The following is a 19,812-nucleotide window of genomic DNA, read 5'->3' as shown; positions in this document are numbered from 1 at the left end:
TGCCCGCGGAACCACGAAGCCTATAATGACGGGCAGAAGAGACAGGGTGACGATGACGCGAACACGCGAACGTGGCGAGCTCGAGGGGCAGGTCATGCTCCTCCTGTGGGAGAACGAGGGAACGCTCAGCGCCCGCGAGCTGCAAGCCCGGTTCAGTGAGCCCGTGCCCGCCTACACGACGCTCATGACGGCACTCACTCGGCTGGAGAAGAAGGGCCGCGTCGTTCGAAGCGGCCCATCACCCCGCAAGCTCCGCTTCGCGGCTACTCGTTCTGACGACCAGCACGCGGGCGACTCGATGCGCACGGCCCTCGACAAGGCCGGCGACCGCCAGGCGGCGTTGCTGTCGTTCGCGGGAAACCTCTCGTCCGACGACGTCGCACTCCTCCGGAAGGCCTTCGGCGAAGACTCAGCACCAAGCCGCCCGTGATCGTCCTGCTGGTCACCTGCCTCACGGGCGTGCTCGTGGTGATGGCGGGTGCACCCGCAATTCTCTCGTCGGGCACCTGGCAGCTTCGCTCACCCCGCGTTGCCCTCACTATCTGGTTCTTCGCGCTCTTCCTCGGGCTCTCGGTGCTCGTCGCTCCCCTGATCGTGACTCTCGCCACTGCGGTCACGACTTCCCCGGCGACCTCGCCTCAGGAAACACTGACGTTGACGATCGCGGCCTGGCTCGGCCTCGGCGGCGTGGGTGCCGCACTTGCCTTCATCGGGATGGCCGCCGAGCCACTCGTCTTCTCCCAGCGCGACCAGGTCAGCTCGATCGCCTTCGTTGCTCGTGAGCGCGAGAAACGCGAAGGTTTCACACTGGTGCGGTTCGAATCAGACGAGGCCATCGCCATGGCAGTTCCCGGCAGACAACCCGAAATCTTCCTCTCCTCCGCGTGTGAGGAACTCCTCAGCGCACCACAGCTCCAGGCAGTCCTCGCACACGAGCTCGCGCACCTGCGTCAGCTGCACGGCTGGGCCGTGCGAATTGCTGAGATCAACGCGACGCTCGTTGGCTGGCTGCCGGCAGGTCGCCGGCTCCAGCAAGCGACCCTGCTCTTGGTGGAGCTCGCAGCCGACGACACTGCTGCGAGACAGGCTGGCCCCGCTCACCTCGCGAACGCCCTCGCCATTCTCAGCGACGCGACGGGAGACCCGAGCTTGGAACTGCGCGCGCTGCGGCTGACGACCAAGCGCTGGCCAGGGAAGGCTCGTCGACGACTTCCGCCTTCCGTTCGACTCGCGGCATAGAGACCGGCCTCATCAACACTCGAGGGATCGATCCCTTTCAGTGAGAGTGCGAAGGACTGCCGGAGGTGAGAACTCCGGTGACGGCAATGACGGCGATGAGCAGCAGAGCTTCCGTGAGGAGTGTTCGCCGAAGCCGCTGCAGGCGCTGTTCCTCCTCTTTCCGACCCGCCACCCAACCTGACAGCGATCGGCGATTCCAGGCCGCAAGGACGACAACGGAGGCGACGAGCCCCACCTTGACGAGGAGAGACCGTCCGTAGGAGGTACTCAGCACCAGCAGCGGATCTCCCAGAATGAGGACCCCCATCAGAACACCCGAACAGGCGACGGCCACGAGCGCCCATAACGCCACCGTGGAGAAACGTGCAACGACGCCGGCGACTTCGATCGCGCGGGCACCGCGCTGCCCGCCCTTCAAAAGTCGACGCGGTGCGACCAGGCAAAGCAAGCCGAGCACACCTCCGCACCAGACGGCCGCAGCGAGAAGGTGCACGATATCGGCACCCACCATCACCCACAGCGGTTGGACGCTCCGGGTGTGCCCTTCCAACGCCGGCACACTCACCACAAGCAACGCTCCACAGAGAGCCCATGGCCGCGCAGAGCGGGCCCGCCAGAACACGAAGAGGGTCACGAGCAGCACACCGCCGGAAACAAGAACGGCCGTGAGCCTCGTCGACGGCAGCACCGTAGACGTCCACGCCATCGACGTCAGTGCGCTGCTGAGCGGCTCCGCGGCGATGCGGAGCGCGGTCAGCGGCACCAACGCCAGCACCGCAAGCACGGCGATCGCCCCTGCACCAACGATCCATCTCCGGAACCGGAATCCCGACTCACCAGTGAGAATCGCGACATCGAACACCACGAGGCCTGTCATTGTGAGCAGCGCCAGGTAGAACAACCCGGCCGCGATCTGCAACGCTGCCTCCGCGGAGGGGGATGCGCTCGCGAAAGGGTCAGCCAGGAGCAGGTCGATCATCCCAGCACCATGACCCAGCACATGATGGCCATACCGGCAGCCATCGCGAGATTGGCGCTGCCGACGAGGTTCATCTGCGAGCCCGCGGTCGTCTCATTGCTGGGAGCGCCCACGGAGCCCGGCCGGGCCTCAACGAGGTCGACGACTCCGAGGACGACCTGAACCGCCAGCGCGACAAGCACGGCGACCCCGACAGAGGCGGGCAATCCGTCCATGGTGTGACCATGTTCGTGGGTACCGGGTTGCGCAGCCCCGCCCGGGCTCTCCATGGCTGCGATCATCCAGACCATTGCGAACATCATCACGGCATGCTCGAGATCGTGCCGCATCTTCGACCGCGCTGATCCCCCGGACGGAACTACCTCGCAGGCTAGAGCAACGAACCAGGCCCCCGCGGATGAGAAGAAGATCAGTTGCGGGACGGCCGGCAACGTCGTCCACCACGGCCAGCACATGGCGACCATGCCCAGACTCATTACACCGTGCAGCACGTGACTGGTGCGGTGTACCAAGCTCGAGTTTCGTAAGGCTGCCGCGAAGGCCCACACGGCTGTCGCGGCGAAGAGAGCTGACAGGCCCCACTGCCAGAACGGTGCCGTGATCATGCACCCTCGACGGCAATGTTGCTCAACCCTGCAGTCACCGAAGCGCCACTCTCCCACGAGTTCTGAAATCTACAAGTTGTAGCCATCTTGTCTACCACATAGCTCGACTTGACGTAGAGTTACGATCGAGCGCCCCACCCCCTCAGAGAGATGAGATCCATCGTGCACGAGCTTGAACTTCAGGTCACCGGAATGACATGCGGACATTGCGAACGCGCTGTGACTAAAGAGCTGCACCGGATCAGTGGCGTTCAAGTCACTACGGCAGACGCCGCATCGGGTCTTGTTCGCCTGACGCACGACGGCAAGCTGGACCCAGCGGACGCCCTGGCAGCAGTGGCTGTCGCGGGCTTCACGGCGACTCAGGCGACCGCCCCCTCGGCGTGAGCACCGCAACTCCCGTCAAGACTCCAGTAGCACCGACTCATCCCGTCGTCACCCGAAACCCCTGGGTCGTCTGGCTGCTCGTTGCGACCTGCTGCACGCTCCTGCTGCTGCCCGCGACTATCACCTCCGTCGCGCTCGGCGCCGACCCCTACGAACAGATTTTCGTCCGGTTCCCCGGCACCGACGTCGCAGTCTCAACCGCGATAGGGCACGGCGTCGCCCTCGCTTCCTCGACAGTGACTGTCGGAGCACTGGTTTCACTGCTCTTCTTCCGTGACGCACGAGGGAAGAATTCGGTCGCCCTGCGCGACAGCCTCGAGATGTCCATCCTCCTCCGATCGGCGGGCCTCTGGGGAGCCGCTTCCGGCGCGATGGTTTTCTTCGACATGCTCGACAGTTCCGGCATGCCGTTCCAGCGCATCACCGAACCTGGAGCCTTCGCGTTCCTCTTCGAGGCCAGCGCGTTCCCCGCCGCGTGGACACTTTCCTTCGTCGCCGCCCTGGTCACCGTGGCCTCCGCCACGTTCGCCACTCGCTGGACCGGCCTGCTGCCTGCAGCGTGGGCGAGCGGATTCGGGATACTCGCTCCCGTCGTTGTCGGGCAGGTACTCGTAGGCCCCGATCACGATTTCGCAGGAGACGCGGCCGTCATCCAGACGCTCCTGATCCAAGGGCTCTTCGGAGCCCTTATCGTCGTCGCCATCCGATCAGCGACCGGGCGGCTCGTGCCACCAGGACCCGGCCTGCGGCTCCTCAAGACGATGCTCTTCGGCCTCCCCGTCATCATCCTCGCCGACCTGCTGCTCGCCTGGTTCAAGCTCGCTGGCACAGGCCTCTTCGCATCCATCACCGGCTGGCAGATCATCGCAGGCTGGGCCTGCCTGCTCGTCGTTGTCCTGACCGTGCTCGTCACACTCGTGGCAGGACGCCGTAGCGCACTCACCGATCACGGAATCACCATCGCGCTCTCCGTCAGCGCTGTCGCCATGTTCGCGTGGATGGGTGTCTCTACCGCCATGACACGAGTCCCACCGCCGAGCTACTTCCAACCGACCAGCATCTCGCAGATCTTCATGGGGTTCGAGGTGCCGGAAGCCCCCACAGCGCTGGTGCTGTTCACCGCCTGGCGCCCCAACATCCTGTTCGTCGCGATCGCTGTGCTCGCGGTCTGCGTCTACCTCTTTGCGGTTCTGTCCATGCGCCGCCGAGGAGACCACTGGCCGTTCGGACGGACGATCGCCTGGGTTCTCGGTTGGGCCGTCGTGGTGTTCGCAACAAGTTCAGGCTTCGGGAAGTACTCCGCGCCCGACTTCGGCATCCACATGATCGTCCACATGAGCCTCAACATGCTCGCGCCGATCCTGCTCGTGATGGGCGGGATCATCACTCTGCTCCTCAGGGCGATCCCGGCGAGCCGCGGGGAGATCGCGGGCCCCCACGAGTGGATCACCTGGCTGCTCCACTGGCGGGGCCTGAACTTCCTCTACAACCCGCTCTTGGTCTTCGCGTTGTTCGTCGGCTCGTATTACGGCCTCTACTTCACCGGCATCTTCGGCGAGTACATGCGCTTCCACTGGGCTCACCAGCTCATGAACCTGCATTTCCTGATCGCCGGCTACCTCTTCTACGGCCTCGTGATCGGCGTCGATCGGCCGCCCCGGCCACTGCCGCACATCGGCAAGCTCGGCTTCGTCCTGGCCGCCATGCCGTTCCATGCCTTCTTCGGCGTGATCCTCATGTCGATGCCGACGATCATCGCCGAGAACTTCTACCGCTACCTCGACCTGCCGTGGGCTGATCTACGCGCGTCACAGTACATGGGCGGCGGCGTCGCATGGGCCGGTGGAGAACTCCCGCTTCTGCTCGTGATCATCTCACTCAGCATCCAGTGGTCCCGTCAGGATGCCCGTGAAGCGAAGCGCAAGGACCGCCACTTCGACACTGGCCGAGACGACGAGTTCGAGGCATACAACCGGATGCTCCAGCGCCTGACAGACCGACAAGCTGGGCAGCTTTCTTCGCAGCAGTTGAAAACAGACAAAAACCAGGAGACGCGAAAATGACCACCCAGCTGCAGCTGAGCGAACCCATTCAGCTCGACATCTCGGGGATGACGTGCGCCGCCTGCGCGGGTCGCGTCGAGCGAGCACTCAATGAGCTCGACGGGGTGACCGCCAGCGTGAACTACGCGACCGAGCGTGCCCTCGTCACGGGAGTGGACGAGGCGCGAGCTGCCGAACTCGTCGGCCGCGTCGAGAAGGCGGGATACTCCGCGCGCGTCCACGACGACGCCGACGACGCCTGGTCCCGGAGGGCGACGGAGATCCGCATCACCTCACTGCGTCGCCGCCTGCTCGTCGCAGCGATCCTCACGGTTCCGCTGATGGACATCACGATCGTGCTAGCCCTGGTCCCGGGATGGAGGTTCCCCGGCTGGGAGTGGCTCTGCGTCGCACTGGCCATTCCGATCGTCTGGTGGGCTGCCTGGCCCTTCCACCGGGCCACGATCAAGAACCTCCGCCACGGCAACGTGAGCATGGACACGCTCGTCTCGCTCGGGATCGTCGCCTCGTTCGGCTGGGCCGTCGCGACGCTGCTTTTCGGGCTCGGCGGTGAAGGCTCCGGCTACTGGCTCGGCTTCGGCGTCACACCAGAGGGCGCTGATTCGCTGTACCTCGACGTTGCCGCCGGCATGACGACGTTCCAGTTGGCGGGCAGGTACTTCGAGACTCGCTCTCGCCGGAAGGCCGGCGACGTACTCGGGGCTTTGAACAGCCTCGCAGCCACCCATGTACGCGTCGTCCGGGACAGAGTCGAGACCGTCGAGCCCGCCGCTGCACTCCGTGTGGGCGACCACTTCGTCGTCCTTTCCGGCGAGACGATTCCCGCGGATGGAGCGGTCGTCGACGGACGAGCTGCCATCGACACCAGCATGCTGACAGGCGAGCCCGCACCCGTTCCAGTCACTGCCGGGGACCTCGTGGTGGGCGGAACAATCAGCACGGATGGGCGCCTCGAAGTTCGCGCCACCTCCGTTGGCGCGCACACGCAGCTTGCACAGATGGCAGCGATGGCCGAGTCAGCACAGGCTCGCAAGGCGAATGTGCAGACGCTGGTCGATCGCATCGTGACGTGGTTCGTCCCGGCCGTGATCTCGCTCGCGATACTGGTCACGATTGGGTGGACGCTCGCAGGAACCCCCTTCCAGCAGGCCTTCGGCATCGGCATCGCCGTGTTGATCATCGCGTGCCCCTGCGCGCTCGGGCTTGCTACCCCGACGGCACTCATGGTCGGGATCGGGCGCGGCGCTTCCCTGGGCATCCTCGTCAAGGGACAGGATGCACTCGAGGCGAGCGGCACGATCACGACCGTCCTGCTCGACAAGACGGGCACGCTCACGACGGGACGCATGACGGTCTCCACCGTGACATCGATCGGGGCCCACGCGCCGTCGCACCAGGAGATCCTGCGCATCGCCGCTTCCGTCGAGCAGGGCTCGGAGCATGCCATCGCCCGGGCGATCCAGGACGAAGCCCGCACTCGAGCCGGGGAGCTCTCTGCCCTGAGCGACTTCATCACCTATCCGGGACGGGGCGCGCGAGCCACGATCGACGGCGCGGATGTTCTCATCGGCAACCCGGCCCTCTTGCGAGAGAACGGCATCGATGTGACCGCCGCAGGCCCTGCGCTCTCGGACAGCGCTCCGAGGGCGGAGACCCCGGTCCTCGTCGCCGTCGGCGCCGAGCTTGTGGGCCACATCGGGCTCAGCGACACGATCAAGCCTGGTGCGAAGGAAGCGATCGACGCGCTGCACCGGCAGGGCCTCCGCACCGCGCTCGTCACCGGGGATGCACCGATCGCGGCGAACCGCATTGCCGAGGAGCTCGGCATCACCACAGTGTTCAGCGAGGTACTTCCCTCACAGAAGGCAGATGTGGTTCGTGACTTGCAAGCCCGAGGCGAGCGTGTCGCCATGGTCGGTGACGGCATCAACGACGCCGTCGCGCTCGCCGCGTCGGATCTCGGCATGGCCCTGGTTTCCGGAACCGACATCGCCCTCCGTTCGGCCGACATCATCCTGGTGCGCGACAGCCTCAGCGTCATCCCGGACGCGGTGGCGCTGTCCCGGAAGACGCTCCGCACGATCCGCATGAACCTCGGCTGGGCATTCGCGTACAACATCGCAGCGATTCCGATCGCCGCCGCGGGCTTCCTCAACCCCCTCATCGCCGCCGGGGCGATGGCGCTGTCCTCTGTGCTCGTGGTCTCCAACAGCCTGCGCCTGCAGAACTTCCGCCAGCAGCGCTAAGCGCACATCCTTCGAATCACCATCCAGTGAGGGACAGCCCGGAGGCGCCTGGCTCAGACCTCGTATAACTACATCATGTAGATATCTGAGTACTGTTGCAGCTGGAGACAAAGGAGATAGATGTGTTGAGGAAGACGCCCGGCCGGCTTGCGCTGACCATTGCGATGACAGCCCTGGTCGGTGTGACCCTTGCGGGATGCGCTGGCGGAGCACCCGTCGAGGAAGAATCGGCGGATGCTCGCCTGCAGCTCGTGAATGTGCTCGCGCCCGGCGCGGGACTTTCACCGTTCAGTGACGACGCTTTCAAGATGACCCGGGTGGGGGCGTTTGAGACGCTGGTCACGTTGGACGAAAACGGAGAACTGCAGCCGGGGTTAGCCACCGCGTGGGAGCAGATCGACGAGAGCACGTGGCGATTCACGCCGCGCGACGGAGTGCGTTTCCAAGACGGTTCGGAGATGACACCGGAGGTCGCTGCTGCGGCGTTGAACTCTGCTGAGGCCGCGACACCGAAGCCTCGTGTACTTGACGGGCTGACGTTGTCGGCGAAGGTGGACGGCACGGATGTGCTCGTGACGGGTTCTCCGGCGACATCCCTGCTTCCGCAGCTGCTCACGAGCCCGCAGCTGCCGATCTTGGCGCCTGCCGCGTATCTCGAGGACGGCACTGTCGACCCGCTCGGGACCGGGACTGGGCCGTTCGCCCTGACCGAGCTCGATGGCGTCACGAGCGCCACGTTCGATCGGTTCGATGACTACTGGGGCGGAACGGCCAAGCTTGCGGGCGTCGACATCGACTTCGTGACGGATGCGAACACGAGGCTCGCCGCTGTGCGTTCGGGGACCGCCGACGTTGTGGAGGGCCTCGCGGCGGGACAGCTGTCGCAGCTCACCGAAGACCAGTACCAAGTGAGCCCGACGACTCGCACGAACATGATCGACTTCAACACAGCCTCCGGGCCGTTCGCTGACCCCGCGATCCGGGCCGCAGCTCGCGAGGCCATCGACGTAGACGCGATCATCGAGACGGCGTATGGCGGACAAGCCGATCGGGCCGACGGTTTGCTCGGGCCAGCGCTCGCTTGGGCTGCCCCTCTGCGCGAGGGCTCCGAGTACACGACGCTGAATGCCGATCGCGCACCTGCGGCGGTCGTTCCGGGGGGAACCAAGATCACGATCGCGACGTTCACGGAACGGCAGGAGTTGCCTGACGTGCTGTCCCTGGTTGCTCAGCAGCTCGAGGCTGTCGGGTTCACGGTCGAGCAGGTGACACGCGAGTATCAGTACCTTGAGGAGGATGCGCTGTCTGGCGCGTTCGATCTGTTCATCCAGTCGCGCAACACGGTGCTCGACTCCGGCGACCCCGTCTCGTTCTTCCGCGCCGATTTCTCTTGCGACGGCACATACAACCTCGCGAAGCTGTGCGACGCCGAGGTGGATGCGGCGCTCGACAGGGCGGACGCGACCCCTCCGGGGGAGGAACGCAACCGTCTCGTTCTTCTGGCGGAGGCGCAGATTCTTGCCACGGACGCGGTTATTCCGTTTGCGCACCCGCAGAGCATTTTCGGGGTTGCCCCTGGCGTCGAGAACCTCATCCTGGACCCGCGCGATCGCGTCATGGTGACCGTCGACACGACTGTGCCAGTTCGGTGACCGTTGCGACTGGAGCCCGGCGCGCCGTTTCGGCGACGCTGGGCTTCGGTCGACGGCGGCGGTTCGGGCTCGTGGAGCTCTGCTCGCGCGGGCTGTCGTTCGGAGCCGCGCTTGCGTTGATCGGGCTTCTGCCCTGGATTTCCGTCCGCGATCCGGCGATGACGATTCTTCGCGAGCGGTACGGGGATCGCGCACCAACTCCAGAAGTGGTGGAATCAGTCCGCGCTGAACTCGGCTTGGACGAGTCACCGATTGCTTCTCTCGGTGGATGGTTCGTTGGGGTGCTGCGCGGTGATTGGGGTACTTCCTGGGCGCGCGAGGAGAGCGTTCTCTCGCTTGTCGCCCCTGCCCTCGGGGTGTCGCTGCTGCTTGCCTGCGCAGCATTTCTCGTTGCCGCACTCGTCGCGCTTGGCGTCCTGGTGCCCGCTCTGGCGCAGCACGCCAAACGGGCTTCGCCCCGGGGAGCAACGGGTGTTCTTGGTTTGCTGGCCGCGCTGCCCAGCTTTCTGTACGCAGTTCTGCTCATGCTGGTTGGGGCGGTCTGGTTGGGGTGGTTTCCGCCGTACGGCTGGGGCACTTTTTTGGCTGGAGTGCTTCCGGCGCTGGCTTTGGGCGTGCCCACGGGGGCCTTCTTTGCGGGGCTCGGCCTGCACACGCTGTCGACGGCGGCCAGGGAGCCGTGGGTGGCGACGTGGACGTTGGGTGGTATCAGTCGATCGCGGATCGCGGGTGCGCTCGCCCAGCGTTCCTTGCCAACGCTGTTGCCGCAAGCGGGGATCACATTGGTCGCGTTGGTCGGCGGGTCGGCGGCTGTTGAGGTTGTGTTCGCGGTGCCCGGGCTCGGCCGTTTACTGGTGACATCCGTTCGTGGCCAGGATGTCCCCGTCCTGCAGGGCGCCGTGCTCGCGGTGTTCTTGGTCGCTGTTGCAGTCGGCGCAGTGAGCCGGGGTCTTGGGCGGCGGGCGTTTCGTCGAGCGTCAACTTCGTCGTCGGCTTCGGTCGCCGTGCGGGGAGTTGCGGCCCGCGGATGGAAGTCGTGGTCGGTGCCAGCTGCAGCTGGCGGGCTGCTCATAGCGGTCGTCGGCGTTGGTTTCCCGCGGGACCCGGTGGCTTCGGCGCATGAGCGACTCGCTCCGCCCTCGCTGGCGCTTCCCCTCGGAGCCGACGCGTTGGGTCGAGACGTGCTCGCCAGGCTCGCGCACGGCACCGTGGAGACGATCGCGATCGCGCTAGGGGTCGTTTTTGTCTGCCTCTGCGTGGGCGTGCTCGCGAGTTGGCTAGGGCCGTTCGCGGTCGGTCCGATGGATGTTGCGGTCGCGTTGCGTCCGATCGTGGTCGGTGCGCTGCTGGCCACGGTGCTAGGGCCGAGCGCGTGGGGTGCGGCGGTGGCGGTGGCTGCAGTCATGTGGGTGCCGTTCGCGCAGCACGCGTCCTCAACATTCGCGCAGATTCGCGCACGCTCCTACTGGCAGCTACTCCCGTTCCTGGGTGTCAGGCCGCTCCAGCTAGCTGTTCGTTACACGGTGCCTGCGGCCGTCCCGGGCCTTCTGCAACACGCGTTTCTGCGCTTGCCTGCGGTCGCCTTGGCCTTGACCTCGCTGGCCTTTCTCGGGCTGGGCCCGCAGCAGCCGTCCTCCGATTGGGGGCTCCTCATCGCGGCTGGACTGCCATACGCGGAGACGGCTCCGTGGGTGATGCTGCCGCCTGTGGCCGCGACGCTCCTGCTCGCTCTCGTCGCCGCGTACTTCGGCCGGAATGCTCCGGGTGCTCGTCTGGCAGGCGCACTGTGAGCGTGCCAGAGGCCGGCTCACTGAGTGACGGTAGTGACGTTTCCGCCGAGCGTCCCAGGCTCTCTGTCGTGGGGCTCGGGGTGGCATTCGGGGGCTCTGACGTCGTGGCTGGGGTTTCGTATGCAGTTGCGCCGGGGCAGATCTGCGCGATCGTCGGGGCGTCGGGGAGCGGGAAGAGTGTCCACGCCTCTGCGATTCTTGGAACGGTGGCACCTGCTGCTCGCGTCTCGGGTGCTGTCTTCGTTGACGGAACGGATCTCGCGCAAGTTCCCGTCGCCCATCGGCGCCGGCGTGTGGTCGCCCATGTGGGGCAGGATCCGTCGACGACATTCAACCCGCTTCGACCGGTTCGGGACCAAGTCCGCGATGTGCTGCGCGCCCGCGGGTTGACGGGCGCAGCCGTTGACAGTGAGTGGAACGCCTTGGTGGAGCGGCTTGGTCTGGCCTCGGTGCCTGGTCTTGGCACGCGAGCTCCTGGCGAGTTGTCCGGAGGGCAGCTGCAGCGCTTGGCCTTCGCCTACGCCTGCGCGTGTGATGCGGCTGTCACGGTGCTCGACGAGCCGACGACGGCACTGGATGCGGTGACGCAGCGCGATCTTGTTCGCCTGCTCCCTGCCCTCACGGCGCGCGGCGGTGCGGGTGTGTTCATCACGCACGACGTGGCGTTGGCGGCTGAGGTCGCTGATCGCATCCTGGTTTTCGAAGGTGGAACGCTGGTGGACAGCCTCACGCCTCGCGCGTTGCGGGGTGACGCGGAGCTGCAGGTAGGCGGTTCGGACTCCACGACCGATTTGGTTGCTGCTGCTCGTCGGCGCGAGGCAGCGATGGCGCGCATGGTGGCGGGGGCGAAGCCTGGACGCGCTTTGGATGATGGTGCACTGGATGCCGGCGCACTCCCTGCCGCTGCCGCGGGTGTATCGGGTGCATCGGGTGCATCGATCCTGCAGCTGGCGGGCGTGACGGTTCGTTCGAGTTCGGGGCAGCCTATCCTCGTGGACGTGGACGTGGACGTGCGCGCCGGCCAACGGATGGGGGTTCTCGGGTCGTCGGGGGCGGGGAAGTCGACGCTGCTGCGCGTGTTGATGGGTGCGATTGCGCCGGCCGAGGGTCAGCTGCTTCTTCGCGGCGAACCCGCGGACACGTCGAGGCGTGGCCGCCGCCTGCTGGCACGGACTGTTCAATATGTTCCGCAGCATGCGCGCGCGAGCTTGCCGCCGGGGCGGTGCGTGGAGGACATCATTCTTCAGCCAGCGCGGGACCTCTTGGGGCGAGGCGAAGCGACGTCGTGGTACGCGCGGGAGTTGGTCGACCATGTCGGCCTGGCGCCCGAGGTGCTGCCGATGACCTCAGATGAGCTCAGCGGCGGGCAAGCCCAGCGTGTGTGCTTGGCGCGAGCTCTGGCACCCCGCCCGGCGGTTCTCCTCGCCGACGAGCCGACAAGCAGTTTGGACCTGGTGCTTCGAGAGCGAACGCTGTCGCTGCTGCGCACCGTGTCAGGCGAAGTTGGGGTTGCGCTCGTGTTCGTGACCCATGACACCGCCGCTGTGGCTGAGCTCTGCGACGAGCTGCTCGTCCTTGAGCGGGGGCGCGTTGTCGAGCGGGGTTTGACCGCGTCACGTTTGTCGGCACCGGACTCGGAGGCGCTGCGCTCGCTCGTCGGGGGTGCGCTACGGCTTCCAACCGGATTCATGGACTGATCGAGCCTCGGAAGGTCGAGCATCCACTCAATGTGCACGCAGTCGGCGCAGCTCGGGGCCCATGAGTCGCCCGTGCGCTTGTCAGGAAGAGTACCGAGCGGGATGGCCGGGGTTACCGGCTGGCCCGCTCGGGGGGGGGTGTGGCGCTAGCGGGCGAGCTGAAAAGCTCCGCCGGCGGTGAGTGCGGCCTGAACTTCTTCATCGCTGATCTCGCGGTCGGCGTAGACCGTCAAGGTGGAGGTGCCCCCCTGAACGAGCTCAACGTTCACCGAGGTGACGCCGTCAATCTCAGTGACCTGCGATGTAACGGTGGTGACGCATCCATTGCAGGTGAGTCCAGTGACGGGTGCTGCCCAAGTGTTAGGCATGATTTCTCCTCGCATCTTTCGGGAGCTTGGAGTGCGTCCCGACGCTGAATCCAATCACGCCTCCGCCGTGCTCAGCCCGTGAACGACACGGGGGACTGAGGGGAATCTCTACACTGACGTCGACCGGCGGCCAGCGGTCGGCCCTGAGCCTGGTGTATCCCGCTGCCGTGTCGTTGACGTTGACGATCGCCCCGCGAACCGCCTCTCAAACGGGGCGACCTCCCAGACCATCAAGCACGACCTCAGGCGGGGTCCCCGTCGAGTTTGCATTGGAAGCAGCCACCCTTGAGGCATCAGGCGCGTTCGAGTGGCTCGACTTTAACGACCGGGTTCACGAACCGCTGAAGCGGTCCGTGAACCCCACCGTCATAGATGAGGGGCGAACAGGCTCCTGGTAGCGGCTAATCCTCGGGCACGTAGAGGCGGATGTCGTCGATCGTCGCCGATCCTTCGTAGTAGTTCAGATGAGGGTCGCCGATGATGAAGGAATCGGGGTACGCGGACCCGGCAGGCCAGACATCCTCGAGCGTGTAGTTTCCACTCGCTCCTGTGAGAGTGAGGTCTTGGTTGAACTCGCCACCATACTCGTCTGGCTCTTGGTTGTAGTGCCAGATAGGGATCCCGTCTTCGACGAAGTCTCGGGTGTACCGGAAGGTTGCTTGACCGATGTGGCGAAACGGTCCGCTGTACTCGATGGTGTACGAGTCATCGCGGCGCTCGACTGCAAAGGTGTAGCTCTGATCGGGGAGGAACTCCGGTTGCAGCTCGGCAGAGGTGAGAATTCGGGAGTATTCGCTGTTCGGGCCGAATCGATCGATGCTGTTTGCTGACCCGCATGCCGTCTCAAACTGGTACTCGTTGCCGATGTAATTCTGCCCCTTCATGAAGCGATCGCCGCGGATGAAGACCGCGTTGAGGCCGACGTAGTTGGAGTCAGTGGAGCTGAAGAGCTCGCCGGTTGCCGGGTTGCAGGTCGCGTAGTCGCCGTACTGTCCGACGACGTCAGCGTAGTAGCCGTCCATGATGACCTTTCGACGGTGATGAATCCCAGGATTGCCGTGTGGCGCGGGGTTGTCATGGTCGAGGATGGCGAGGTAATAGAAGCCGTTCTCGTTGATCACGTTGCCGTACTCGCATCGAGTCTTATCAGCGAGTGCACCCTTGAACGTCCACGGGTACCCGGTCATGCAGTCCCGGTCAGCGTCGTACCCGTTGTACTTGTCACCGTCCAGGAAGCTGCCACCACTCTTGCCTCCAAAGTTGAGGGACCTCAGTGTGACCTCGATTCGGTACTCTTCCGGAAGTTCCTCGGTAGGACGAATCACAGCGCCAGAGTTCCATTGCGGTTCGTCCAAGATCAATCCTTGTTCGCCGCTGCCGGCTGGTCCCGTCGCGAATGAGGGTTCCGAGTCCGGAACCCCATCGAGGTCAGCATCGACAGAGGCGAGTTCGGCGGTGAGCCACCCATCGTCTCCGAGCTGGACTTGCTTCCGATAGACCTGGAACGTTTCGAGAGCGTCGCTGAAGTACGGATCGCTGATCGCCTGCCAAGCCTGCCCGTCATCGTCGAGGTCATCGATTGTCCACGTGTCGTCGACCCCGTTTTCATCGAGGACCCAACCGGCACCCTCTGTGCTGAAATCGTCCGAGAAGTCTTCTTCAGCGACAAGCTCCCAACCCTCGAGATTCGAACCCTGCTCCTCGCTTGTGTGGGCCGCGCCGGGTGGAACTGCGAACAGCGTGGTGCCGGCGATCAAGGTTGCGAGTGGGCCGATCGCCCACCTGACCGTTGCGAGTGGAGGTGTTTTCACAGGACATCCTCCTTCGTGGTTCCGATGCTGAGGTTGCTCACGCGATTGGCGATCTGGAAGCTCGTGTTGTCGCGGTCATACGCTCCCCACTTGGGTTCATTTGCCGAGTCCCACGTGCGCCCGTGGTAGCGGCTGGAGCCATCGAGGAACGTCTGCTGCTGGCCGTTGTAGTAGAGCTCGAACCAGCCTGCCGATGCTAGCGAGGACGTGTGGATTCCGATCGCGACAGCGTTCGGAGTGAATGCCTCAACTGGCGTGGACCAGATCGTCGACCAAGCGCCACCGGGCGCGACATAGGTGAGCTTGATCTGGCCATCCTGAACACGCATCAACAGCGGGTAGTTCTGATCAGCGTTCGGATACGACTTCCATTGCCAGGGAACCCAGTCACCCTGAGTCGAGTCAGGCACGAGCTCGAACGCTTGTGTCCAACCGAACCAGTAGGTCTGATTCTCGGCGAAGACCACGCGCTGGTCGTCGACGCTGACGCCCCGAGCTTCGCAGCGGTACGTGCCAACTGATTTCTGGAAACGGAACGCATCCGCCTCGACGTCGAGGACTCCGGGCGCCTCGCACTCGATGTTGCCGAAAGCGCTCGTCCCGTCAGTGGGGTCGCCAGTCCACAGCACCGACGCATTCGCGGCAGGAGCTGACGCGATGAGAAACGATAAAGCGAGGGCCCCGATGAACGGCAGCATTTTTCGCCGTCTCCTGGACATCTGGGGCCAAGGGTGGGGGGTGGCGTGGGCGGTGGATCCATCTTGGGCAGGCACGAAGTTACCTCCTAGAACACACTGGAAAATTGGTATGTACCAGTAGAGGTGACGGTTGAAACCGTGTCAAGACCGAATTTGACGCCTAGCCTGTTGGCTCGTTCGGGCGAACGCTCAGCGCGCTGAGTGCACCGTCAGCGGGTGCGGTCGCGGGCGCGATCTGGGCGGACAGCTCGAAGCGAGAGGCCGGGTAGGTCGAAATTGTCCATTCGATCACCGAGCCGTCGGAGATGGTCGTCCGCAGGAGTTCCAGCACCGGCGATCCCGGATCGATTTGCAGCAAGGTCGCGTCCTCAGCCACGACGATCCCCGCGCGAATGATCTGCCGGCCAGCCTCGAAGCGAATACCGTACTCATCCGCGAGAACCTGGTACAGCGAAGCCTCGGCGAAATCGCGCTCCAATAGTGCGGGCGTATCACGGGCCCTGAGGTGGGTCCGCTCGATCGCAAGTGGCACCCCGTCAGCGAGACGAAGACGCGAAAGGAGCAGGAGATCCTCCCCAGGTGATACGCAGAACACCGCCGCGAGCTCTTCGGTCGCCTCGAGATGTGTGGCCTGGAGAACGCGACTCGTGGGGAGGTGCCCGCGCGCACGCATGTCCTCGGAGAAGCTCGTCAACTGCAAAGGGACGCTGACGACGGGGCGGGCCACGAACGTACCCCTGCCAACCTCGCGCACGAGCAGCCCCTCGCGCACGAGCTCATCGATCGCACGCCGAGCGGTCATCCGAGATATCCCAGCATCGTCCGCAAGCTGACGCTCACTCTCAATCGCAGCACCAACCGGTGAGGCGAAGATCCGCTCACGCAGGGTGTCCGCCAGCTTCTGATACTTCGGTGTCGTCACGTTGCAATCCTTGCACCCCTGCCTCAGCTCGCGGCGACTTTCGATGCTGATCCGAAGTCGAAGCCTTGCGTCAAGCCAAAAATTGGACTATACCAATATGTGATTGGTCTACAGCACCCCGTCCCGTGACGCTTGGAGAGCACCGTGGAAGTCTTTGTCAGCATCATCGAGGTGATCACGAACAACCTGTTCAACCAGGTCGCCGTGCTCATCGGCCTCATCGCGATCGTGGGCCTGGCCCTGCAGCGCAAGCCCTTCGAGGAAGTGGTCGCGGGTGGTATTCGCGCCACCATCGGCGTCATGGTCCTCAACCTGGGGGTCGAGATCTTTGCCGGCGGACTCACCAGCTTCCAGGCGATCGTGTCAAGCGCCATGGGGCTCGAACCACCGACAGCCGAGTCCACGCTCGCAGAGTTCAATACGGGAGCCGGCTCCGTCATCCCGCTGATCATTGCGGGTGGCTTCATCGTCCACCTTGCACTGGTGCGAGTGTTTCCGGCTGCGCGCTACGTGTATCTCACCGGCCACCTCATGTATTGGATGAGTGTGGTGATAGCCGCGAGCTTGGTGGAGATGTTCGGGGACGTCAATCGCTGGATACTCGCCGGCGCAGGTTCACTGATTGCTGGCTCCTACTGGGTACTGCAGCCCATCGCCATCGGCCCCCTAATGCGACGCGTCATGGGGGACGACCAAGTGGGACTCGCGCACACCGACTCGACGATCGCACTCGCCGCGGGCTACGGTGCGAGAGCCCTGCGCCTGGGAGACCCGGTGGCGCACAACTCGGAGAACCTCAAGCTGCCGCGAATGCTGTCCTTCTTCAAGGACATCAACGTCTCGACCGCCTTCGTTACCGGGAGCATCCTCTTGATCGCGATCCTCTTCGCTGCCACAGACGTGGTGGAGGAGCAGATGGCCGGAGCGACGCTGCTGCCATGGGTCTGGGCGCTCCTGCAAGGCCTCAGGTTCGCGGCAGGAATCGCGATTCTGCTCTTCGGCGTGCGAATGTTCCTCGCGGAGATAGTCCCTGCCTTCCAGGGCCTCTCCAACCGAGTCCTCCCTGGCTCGAAACCCGCACTCGACCTTCCCGTGACCTTCACCAAAGCCCCCACTGCCGTGATGATCGGATTCCTGACGTCAGTGGCAGTCTTCCTGGTCCTCATGGCGGTCTTCGCAGGCCTCGGCTGGTTCGTGCTCGTCCCGCCGATGATCATGCTGTTCTTCGGCGGAGGAGCTGGAGGCGTCTTCGGTAACGCTGCTGCCGGCTGGCGAGGCGCCGTTTTCGGCGGCGTCATCAACGGGGTAGTGCTCGCGTTCGGGCAATGGATTGGCTGGGGCCTGTGGTCGGGAACAGCACCCGAGCTCGCGACCCTCGCCGACGCAGACTGGTTCGTCGTCGGCTGGGCCCTGCTCGGCCTCGGCGCCTTGCTCGCACCCCTCGGTGTATGGGGTGCCATGATCATCTCAGTGTCCGTTCTGCTCGTCACCATCCTTACGTTGGCGCTACTGTCTTCTCGTCAGAAGCGCGCCGAGAGACAAATGGCCAGGGAAGAAGGGGGTGCGGATGAGACAAAGAATGAAACCTCCAACCGTCCCGAACCTGCGACTCGCGGATCGCGTCTTGCCGAAGAACTCGTTCCGGCTGGGCCAGCTGCTCCGTCCTCGATGCGTACTGAGGCGGCCGCCTCCAGCATGGCCCTGCGTCCTCCTGTCCTCCAGGTGCTCGCGGTGTGCGGAGCGGGAATGGGGACGAGCCTGATGCTCAGTACAACCGCGAAGAAGGCGCTCGATCGACTCGGCGTTGAAGCGAATGTCACGTACACCGACCTGGGATCGGCGAGGTCCCAAACCCCCGACGTCGTCATCGCACAGCAGACGTACCTCGAGGAAATCGCCAGCATTGCACCGGTCGCGGTGCAGATCGACCACTTCGTCAACGTGGAGCACATCAAGGAACGGCTTAGCGTTGGCCTGCAGGAAAAGGGATGGCTATGACCACGGACATCGCAACATTCATCGACCAGGTTCTCACCGAAAACGACAGGTCAACGTCAGCCGCGGCGCGAGCCATCGCTCTGACCGGGCGAAGTGGCGGACTCGTGCGACCGGCCGGCGCTGGCCATTCGCTGGCCGCAGTCCTCGAAACCTTCTTCCGGGCTGGCGGTTTGGCTTTCGTTAGCCCACTTTGGAATCCCGAAGTGCTCCCCTTCTACGGAGCCCGATCAGCAACGAGCGCGGAACGGCGACCGGGTCTTGGTCGTGACGTCGCCGAGAAAGCTGACCTCACTGCTGAGGACACGGTCGTCATCTTCTCGAACAGCGGCGTGAATCCGTACCCAGTTGAGATCGCCGAAGTCGCCAAGGCCCGTGGGGCGACAGTCATCGCCTTCACCTCACGCCACGCCACGGAGTCAGCCCCCCGTCGAGCGAGATGCACAGTTGCGTCACTGGCGGACATCCTCATCGACACGACAGTGCCGCCAGGCGACGTGAGCTGGCCCCCAAACTCGCCCGTCACCTCCCCCGTGTCAAGCATCGCCAATACCGCGCTTTGGACGACCGTGCTGCGCAAGGTCTACGACCTGGACCCAGAACTACCCCTTTGGCGAAGCGCAAATATTGATGGCAACGACACGCACAACACCGACCTCGTCACCATGTTCCAAGGACGGGTCGTGGCGTTGTGAAGTAGCCCAACTTGAGGGGATAGAGCACACGCAGCTCACGCGAGCGCTCGGTGTATGCGGCGGAGTTCGCCCTGGTCACGCAGTCAGGGCGGGCTCACTCTCCGCATGGGCACGCCGAACTAAAGACCCATCCGCGTACGCCTCTCGATGATCGAGCAGGGAAGGCCGGAACGTTGAAGGCGGCGCAAGCGAAGACACCTTCTGGGCCAGAAGCAACTCGAGCCGACCTGCGTCTTAGGAGAAGGAAGCTCCCTAAGACGCAGCGCACGTCCATGTAGACAACACGAATGCGATGCATCACAGCCCGACTGTGCGCGATGCCATCCGCACGCGCCGGGGGGGGCAATCTCGGCAGACAGGAACCGTGCGGCTCCCCAGCAGTCTACGGACACTTAGATCACACGACCCACTCAACCCCATCGCGCACTGAGCTGTGCCTCGTATCGCGAACTCGGTATTCAGCTTTCGTATCCTCACGCACGGGTCTCGAGGCCACACGAATCAGAGACGAACGACCAGAATAGCCTCAGCCGACTGCCCTCCGCTTGGCGTATGACTAGCTGCGCGCGGCTCCTGTCTATCACCCCAATACATGGCGCAGAAACTGGATGAGCAGCGCCTGCGCGTACACGAACCAAGTGCCGGCGCCTTCAGCATCAAGTGAA

General features: G+C 64.5%; 16 protein-coding genes. 10 read left to right on the top strand and 6 right to left on the bottom strand.

What is annotated here, in order from left to right; all coding sequences use genetic code 11:
* The first annotated feature begins 52 nt into the window (after positions 1 to 52).
* Positions 53 to 430 carry a BlaI/MecI/CopY family transcriptional regulator gene (locus tag C5E07_RS16550; RefSeq protein ID WP_258064007.1) on the top strand — a complete coding sequence of 126 codons (378 nt, stop codon included), beginning with the start codon at positions 53 to 55 and terminating at the stop codon, positions 428 to 430.
* Positions 427 to 1,239 carry a M56 family metallopeptidase gene (locus tag C5E07_RS16545; protein ID WP_104300789.1) on the top strand — a complete coding sequence of 271 codons (813 nt, stop codon included), beginning with the start codon at positions 427 to 429 and terminating at the stop codon, positions 1,237 to 1,239. Before C5E07_RS16550 ends, C5E07_RS16545 begins: the two co-directional genes overlap by 4 nt.
* 37 nt (positions 1,240 to 1,276) lie before the next feature.
* Here C5E07_RS16545 and C5E07_RS16540 read toward each other — a convergent pair whose 3' ends face one another.
* Together C5E07_RS16540 and C5E07_RS16535 are read right to left on the bottom strand one after the other, a co-directional pair.
* The gene (locus C5E07_RS16540) at positions 1,277 to 2,218 is read right to left on the bottom strand and encodes a copper resistance D family protein (RefSeq protein ID WP_104300787.1); all 942 of its coding nucleotides are present in this window, start codon (positions 2,216 to 2,218) and stop codon (positions 1,277 to 1,279) included.
* Positions 2,215 to 2,823 (bottom strand): DUF5134 domain-containing protein, encoded by a 609-nt coding sequence (locus C5E07_RS16535; protein ID WP_104300785.1) that lies wholly within the window; start codon positions 2,821 to 2,823, stop codon positions 2,215 to 2,217. Before C5E07_RS16535 ends, C5E07_RS16540 begins: the two co-directional genes overlap by 4 nt.
* A 150-nt stretch (positions 2,824 to 2,973) precedes the next feature.
* Here C5E07_RS16535 and C5E07_RS16530 point away from each other — a divergent pair, with 150 nt between their 5' ends.
* The 6 genes from C5E07_RS16530 to C5E07_RS16505 all read left to right on the top strand — a co-directional run bounded on the left by C5E07_RS16530 (position 2,974) and on the right by C5E07_RS16505 (position 12,658).
* The gene (locus C5E07_RS16530; RefSeq protein WP_104300783.1) at positions 2,974 to 3,210 is read left to right on the top strand and encodes a heavy-metal-associated domain-containing protein; all 237 of its coding nucleotides are present in this window, start codon (positions 2,974 to 2,976) and stop codon (positions 3,208 to 3,210) included.
* Positions 3,207 to 5,273, top strand: coding sequence for a cytochrome c oxidase assembly protein (locus C5E07_RS16525; protein WP_104300781.1), 2,067 nt, complete (start codon positions 3,207 to 3,209; stop codon positions 5,271 to 5,273). Before C5E07_RS16530 ends, C5E07_RS16525 begins: the two co-directional genes overlap by 4 nt.
* Positions 5,270 to 7,519 carry a cation-translocating P-type ATPase gene (locus C5E07_RS16520; protein WP_104300779.1) on the top strand — a complete coding sequence of 750 codons (2,250 nt, stop codon included), beginning with the start codon at positions 5,270 to 5,272 and terminating at the stop codon, positions 7,517 to 7,519. The genes C5E07_RS16525 and C5E07_RS16520 overlap by 4 nt, the downstream gene beginning before the upstream one ends.
* Positions 7,520 to 7,827: 308 nt before the next feature.
* Positions 7,828 to 9,171: an ABC transporter substrate-binding protein gene (locus C5E07_RS16515; RefSeq protein ID WP_219820372.1), complete on the top strand. Its 1,344-nt coding sequence runs from the start codon at positions 7,828 to 7,830 to the stop codon at positions 9,169 to 9,171.
* The gene (locus C5E07_RS16510) at positions 9,168 to 10,961 is read left to right on the top strand and encodes an ABC transporter permease subunit (RefSeq protein WP_104300777.1); all 1,794 of its coding nucleotides are present in this window, start codon (positions 9,168 to 9,170) and stop codon (positions 10,959 to 10,961) included. The genes C5E07_RS16515 and C5E07_RS16510 overlap by 4 nt, the downstream gene beginning before the upstream one ends.
* Positions 10,859 to 12,658 (top strand): ATP-binding cassette domain-containing protein, encoded by a 1,800-nt coding sequence (locus C5E07_RS16505; RefSeq protein ID WP_308471380.1) that lies wholly within the window; start codon positions 10,859 to 10,861, stop codon positions 12,656 to 12,658. Before C5E07_RS16510 ends, C5E07_RS16505 begins: the two co-directional genes overlap by 103 nt.
* A 146-nt stretch (positions 12,659 to 12,804) precedes the next feature.
* Here C5E07_RS16505 and C5E07_RS16500 read toward each other — a convergent pair whose 3' ends face one another.
* The 4 genes from C5E07_RS16500 to C5E07_RS16485 all read right to left on the bottom strand — a co-directional run bounded on the left by C5E07_RS16500 (position 12,805) and on the right by C5E07_RS16485 (position 16,457).
* Positions 12,805 to 13,026 carry a heavy-metal-associated domain-containing protein gene (locus C5E07_RS16500; RefSeq protein WP_104300772.1) on the bottom strand — a complete coding sequence of 74 codons (222 nt, stop codon included), beginning with the start codon at positions 13,024 to 13,026 and terminating at the stop codon, positions 12,805 to 12,807.
* Between the two features lie 401 nt (positions 13,027 to 13,427).
* On the bottom strand, positions 13,428 to 14,837 hold the full coding sequence (locus C5E07_RS16495; RefSeq protein ID WP_104300770.1) for a hypothetical protein: 1,410 nt from the start codon (positions 14,835 to 14,837) through the stop codon (positions 13,428 to 13,430).
* Positions 14,834 to 15,535, bottom strand: coding sequence for a hypothetical protein (locus C5E07_RS16490; protein WP_104300768.1), 702 nt, complete (start codon positions 15,533 to 15,535; stop codon positions 14,834 to 14,836). Before C5E07_RS16490 ends, C5E07_RS16495 begins: the two co-directional genes overlap by 4 nt.
* A gap of 160 nt (positions 15,536 to 15,695) precedes the next feature.
* Complete coding sequence (locus tag C5E07_RS16485; protein ID WP_104300766.1) at positions 15,696 to 16,457, bottom strand: GntR family transcriptional regulator; 762 nt, start codon at positions 16,455 to 16,457, stop codon at positions 15,696 to 15,698.
* 132 nt (positions 16,458 to 16,589) lie between these two features.
* Here C5E07_RS16485 and C5E07_RS16480 point away from each other — a divergent pair, with 132 nt between their 5' ends.
* Positions 16,590 to 18,455 carry a PTS transporter subunit IIC gene (locus C5E07_RS16480; protein ID WP_146080629.1) on the top strand — a complete coding sequence of 622 codons (1,866 nt, stop codon included), beginning with the start codon at positions 16,590 to 16,592 and terminating at the stop codon, positions 18,453 to 18,455.
* Positions 18,452 to 19,147: a sugar isomerase domain-containing protein gene (locus tag C5E07_RS16475; protein ID WP_181058115.1), complete on the top strand. Its 696-nt coding sequence runs from the start codon at positions 18,452 to 18,454 to the stop codon at positions 19,145 to 19,147. Before C5E07_RS16480 ends, C5E07_RS16475 begins: the two co-directional genes overlap by 4 nt.
* Positions 19,148 to 19,812: the final 665 nt, after the last annotated feature.

The sequence above is a fragment of the Pseudoclavibacter sp. RFBJ3 genome (assembly GCF_002931375.1).
In the GTDB taxonomy this organism is placed as follows: domain Bacteria; phylum Actinomycetota; class Actinomycetes; order Actinomycetales; family Microbacteriaceae; genus Pseudoclavibacter.
Note: the sequence above shows the minus strand (reverse complement) of the source record. Positions and strands in the feature narration are given on the sequence as shown.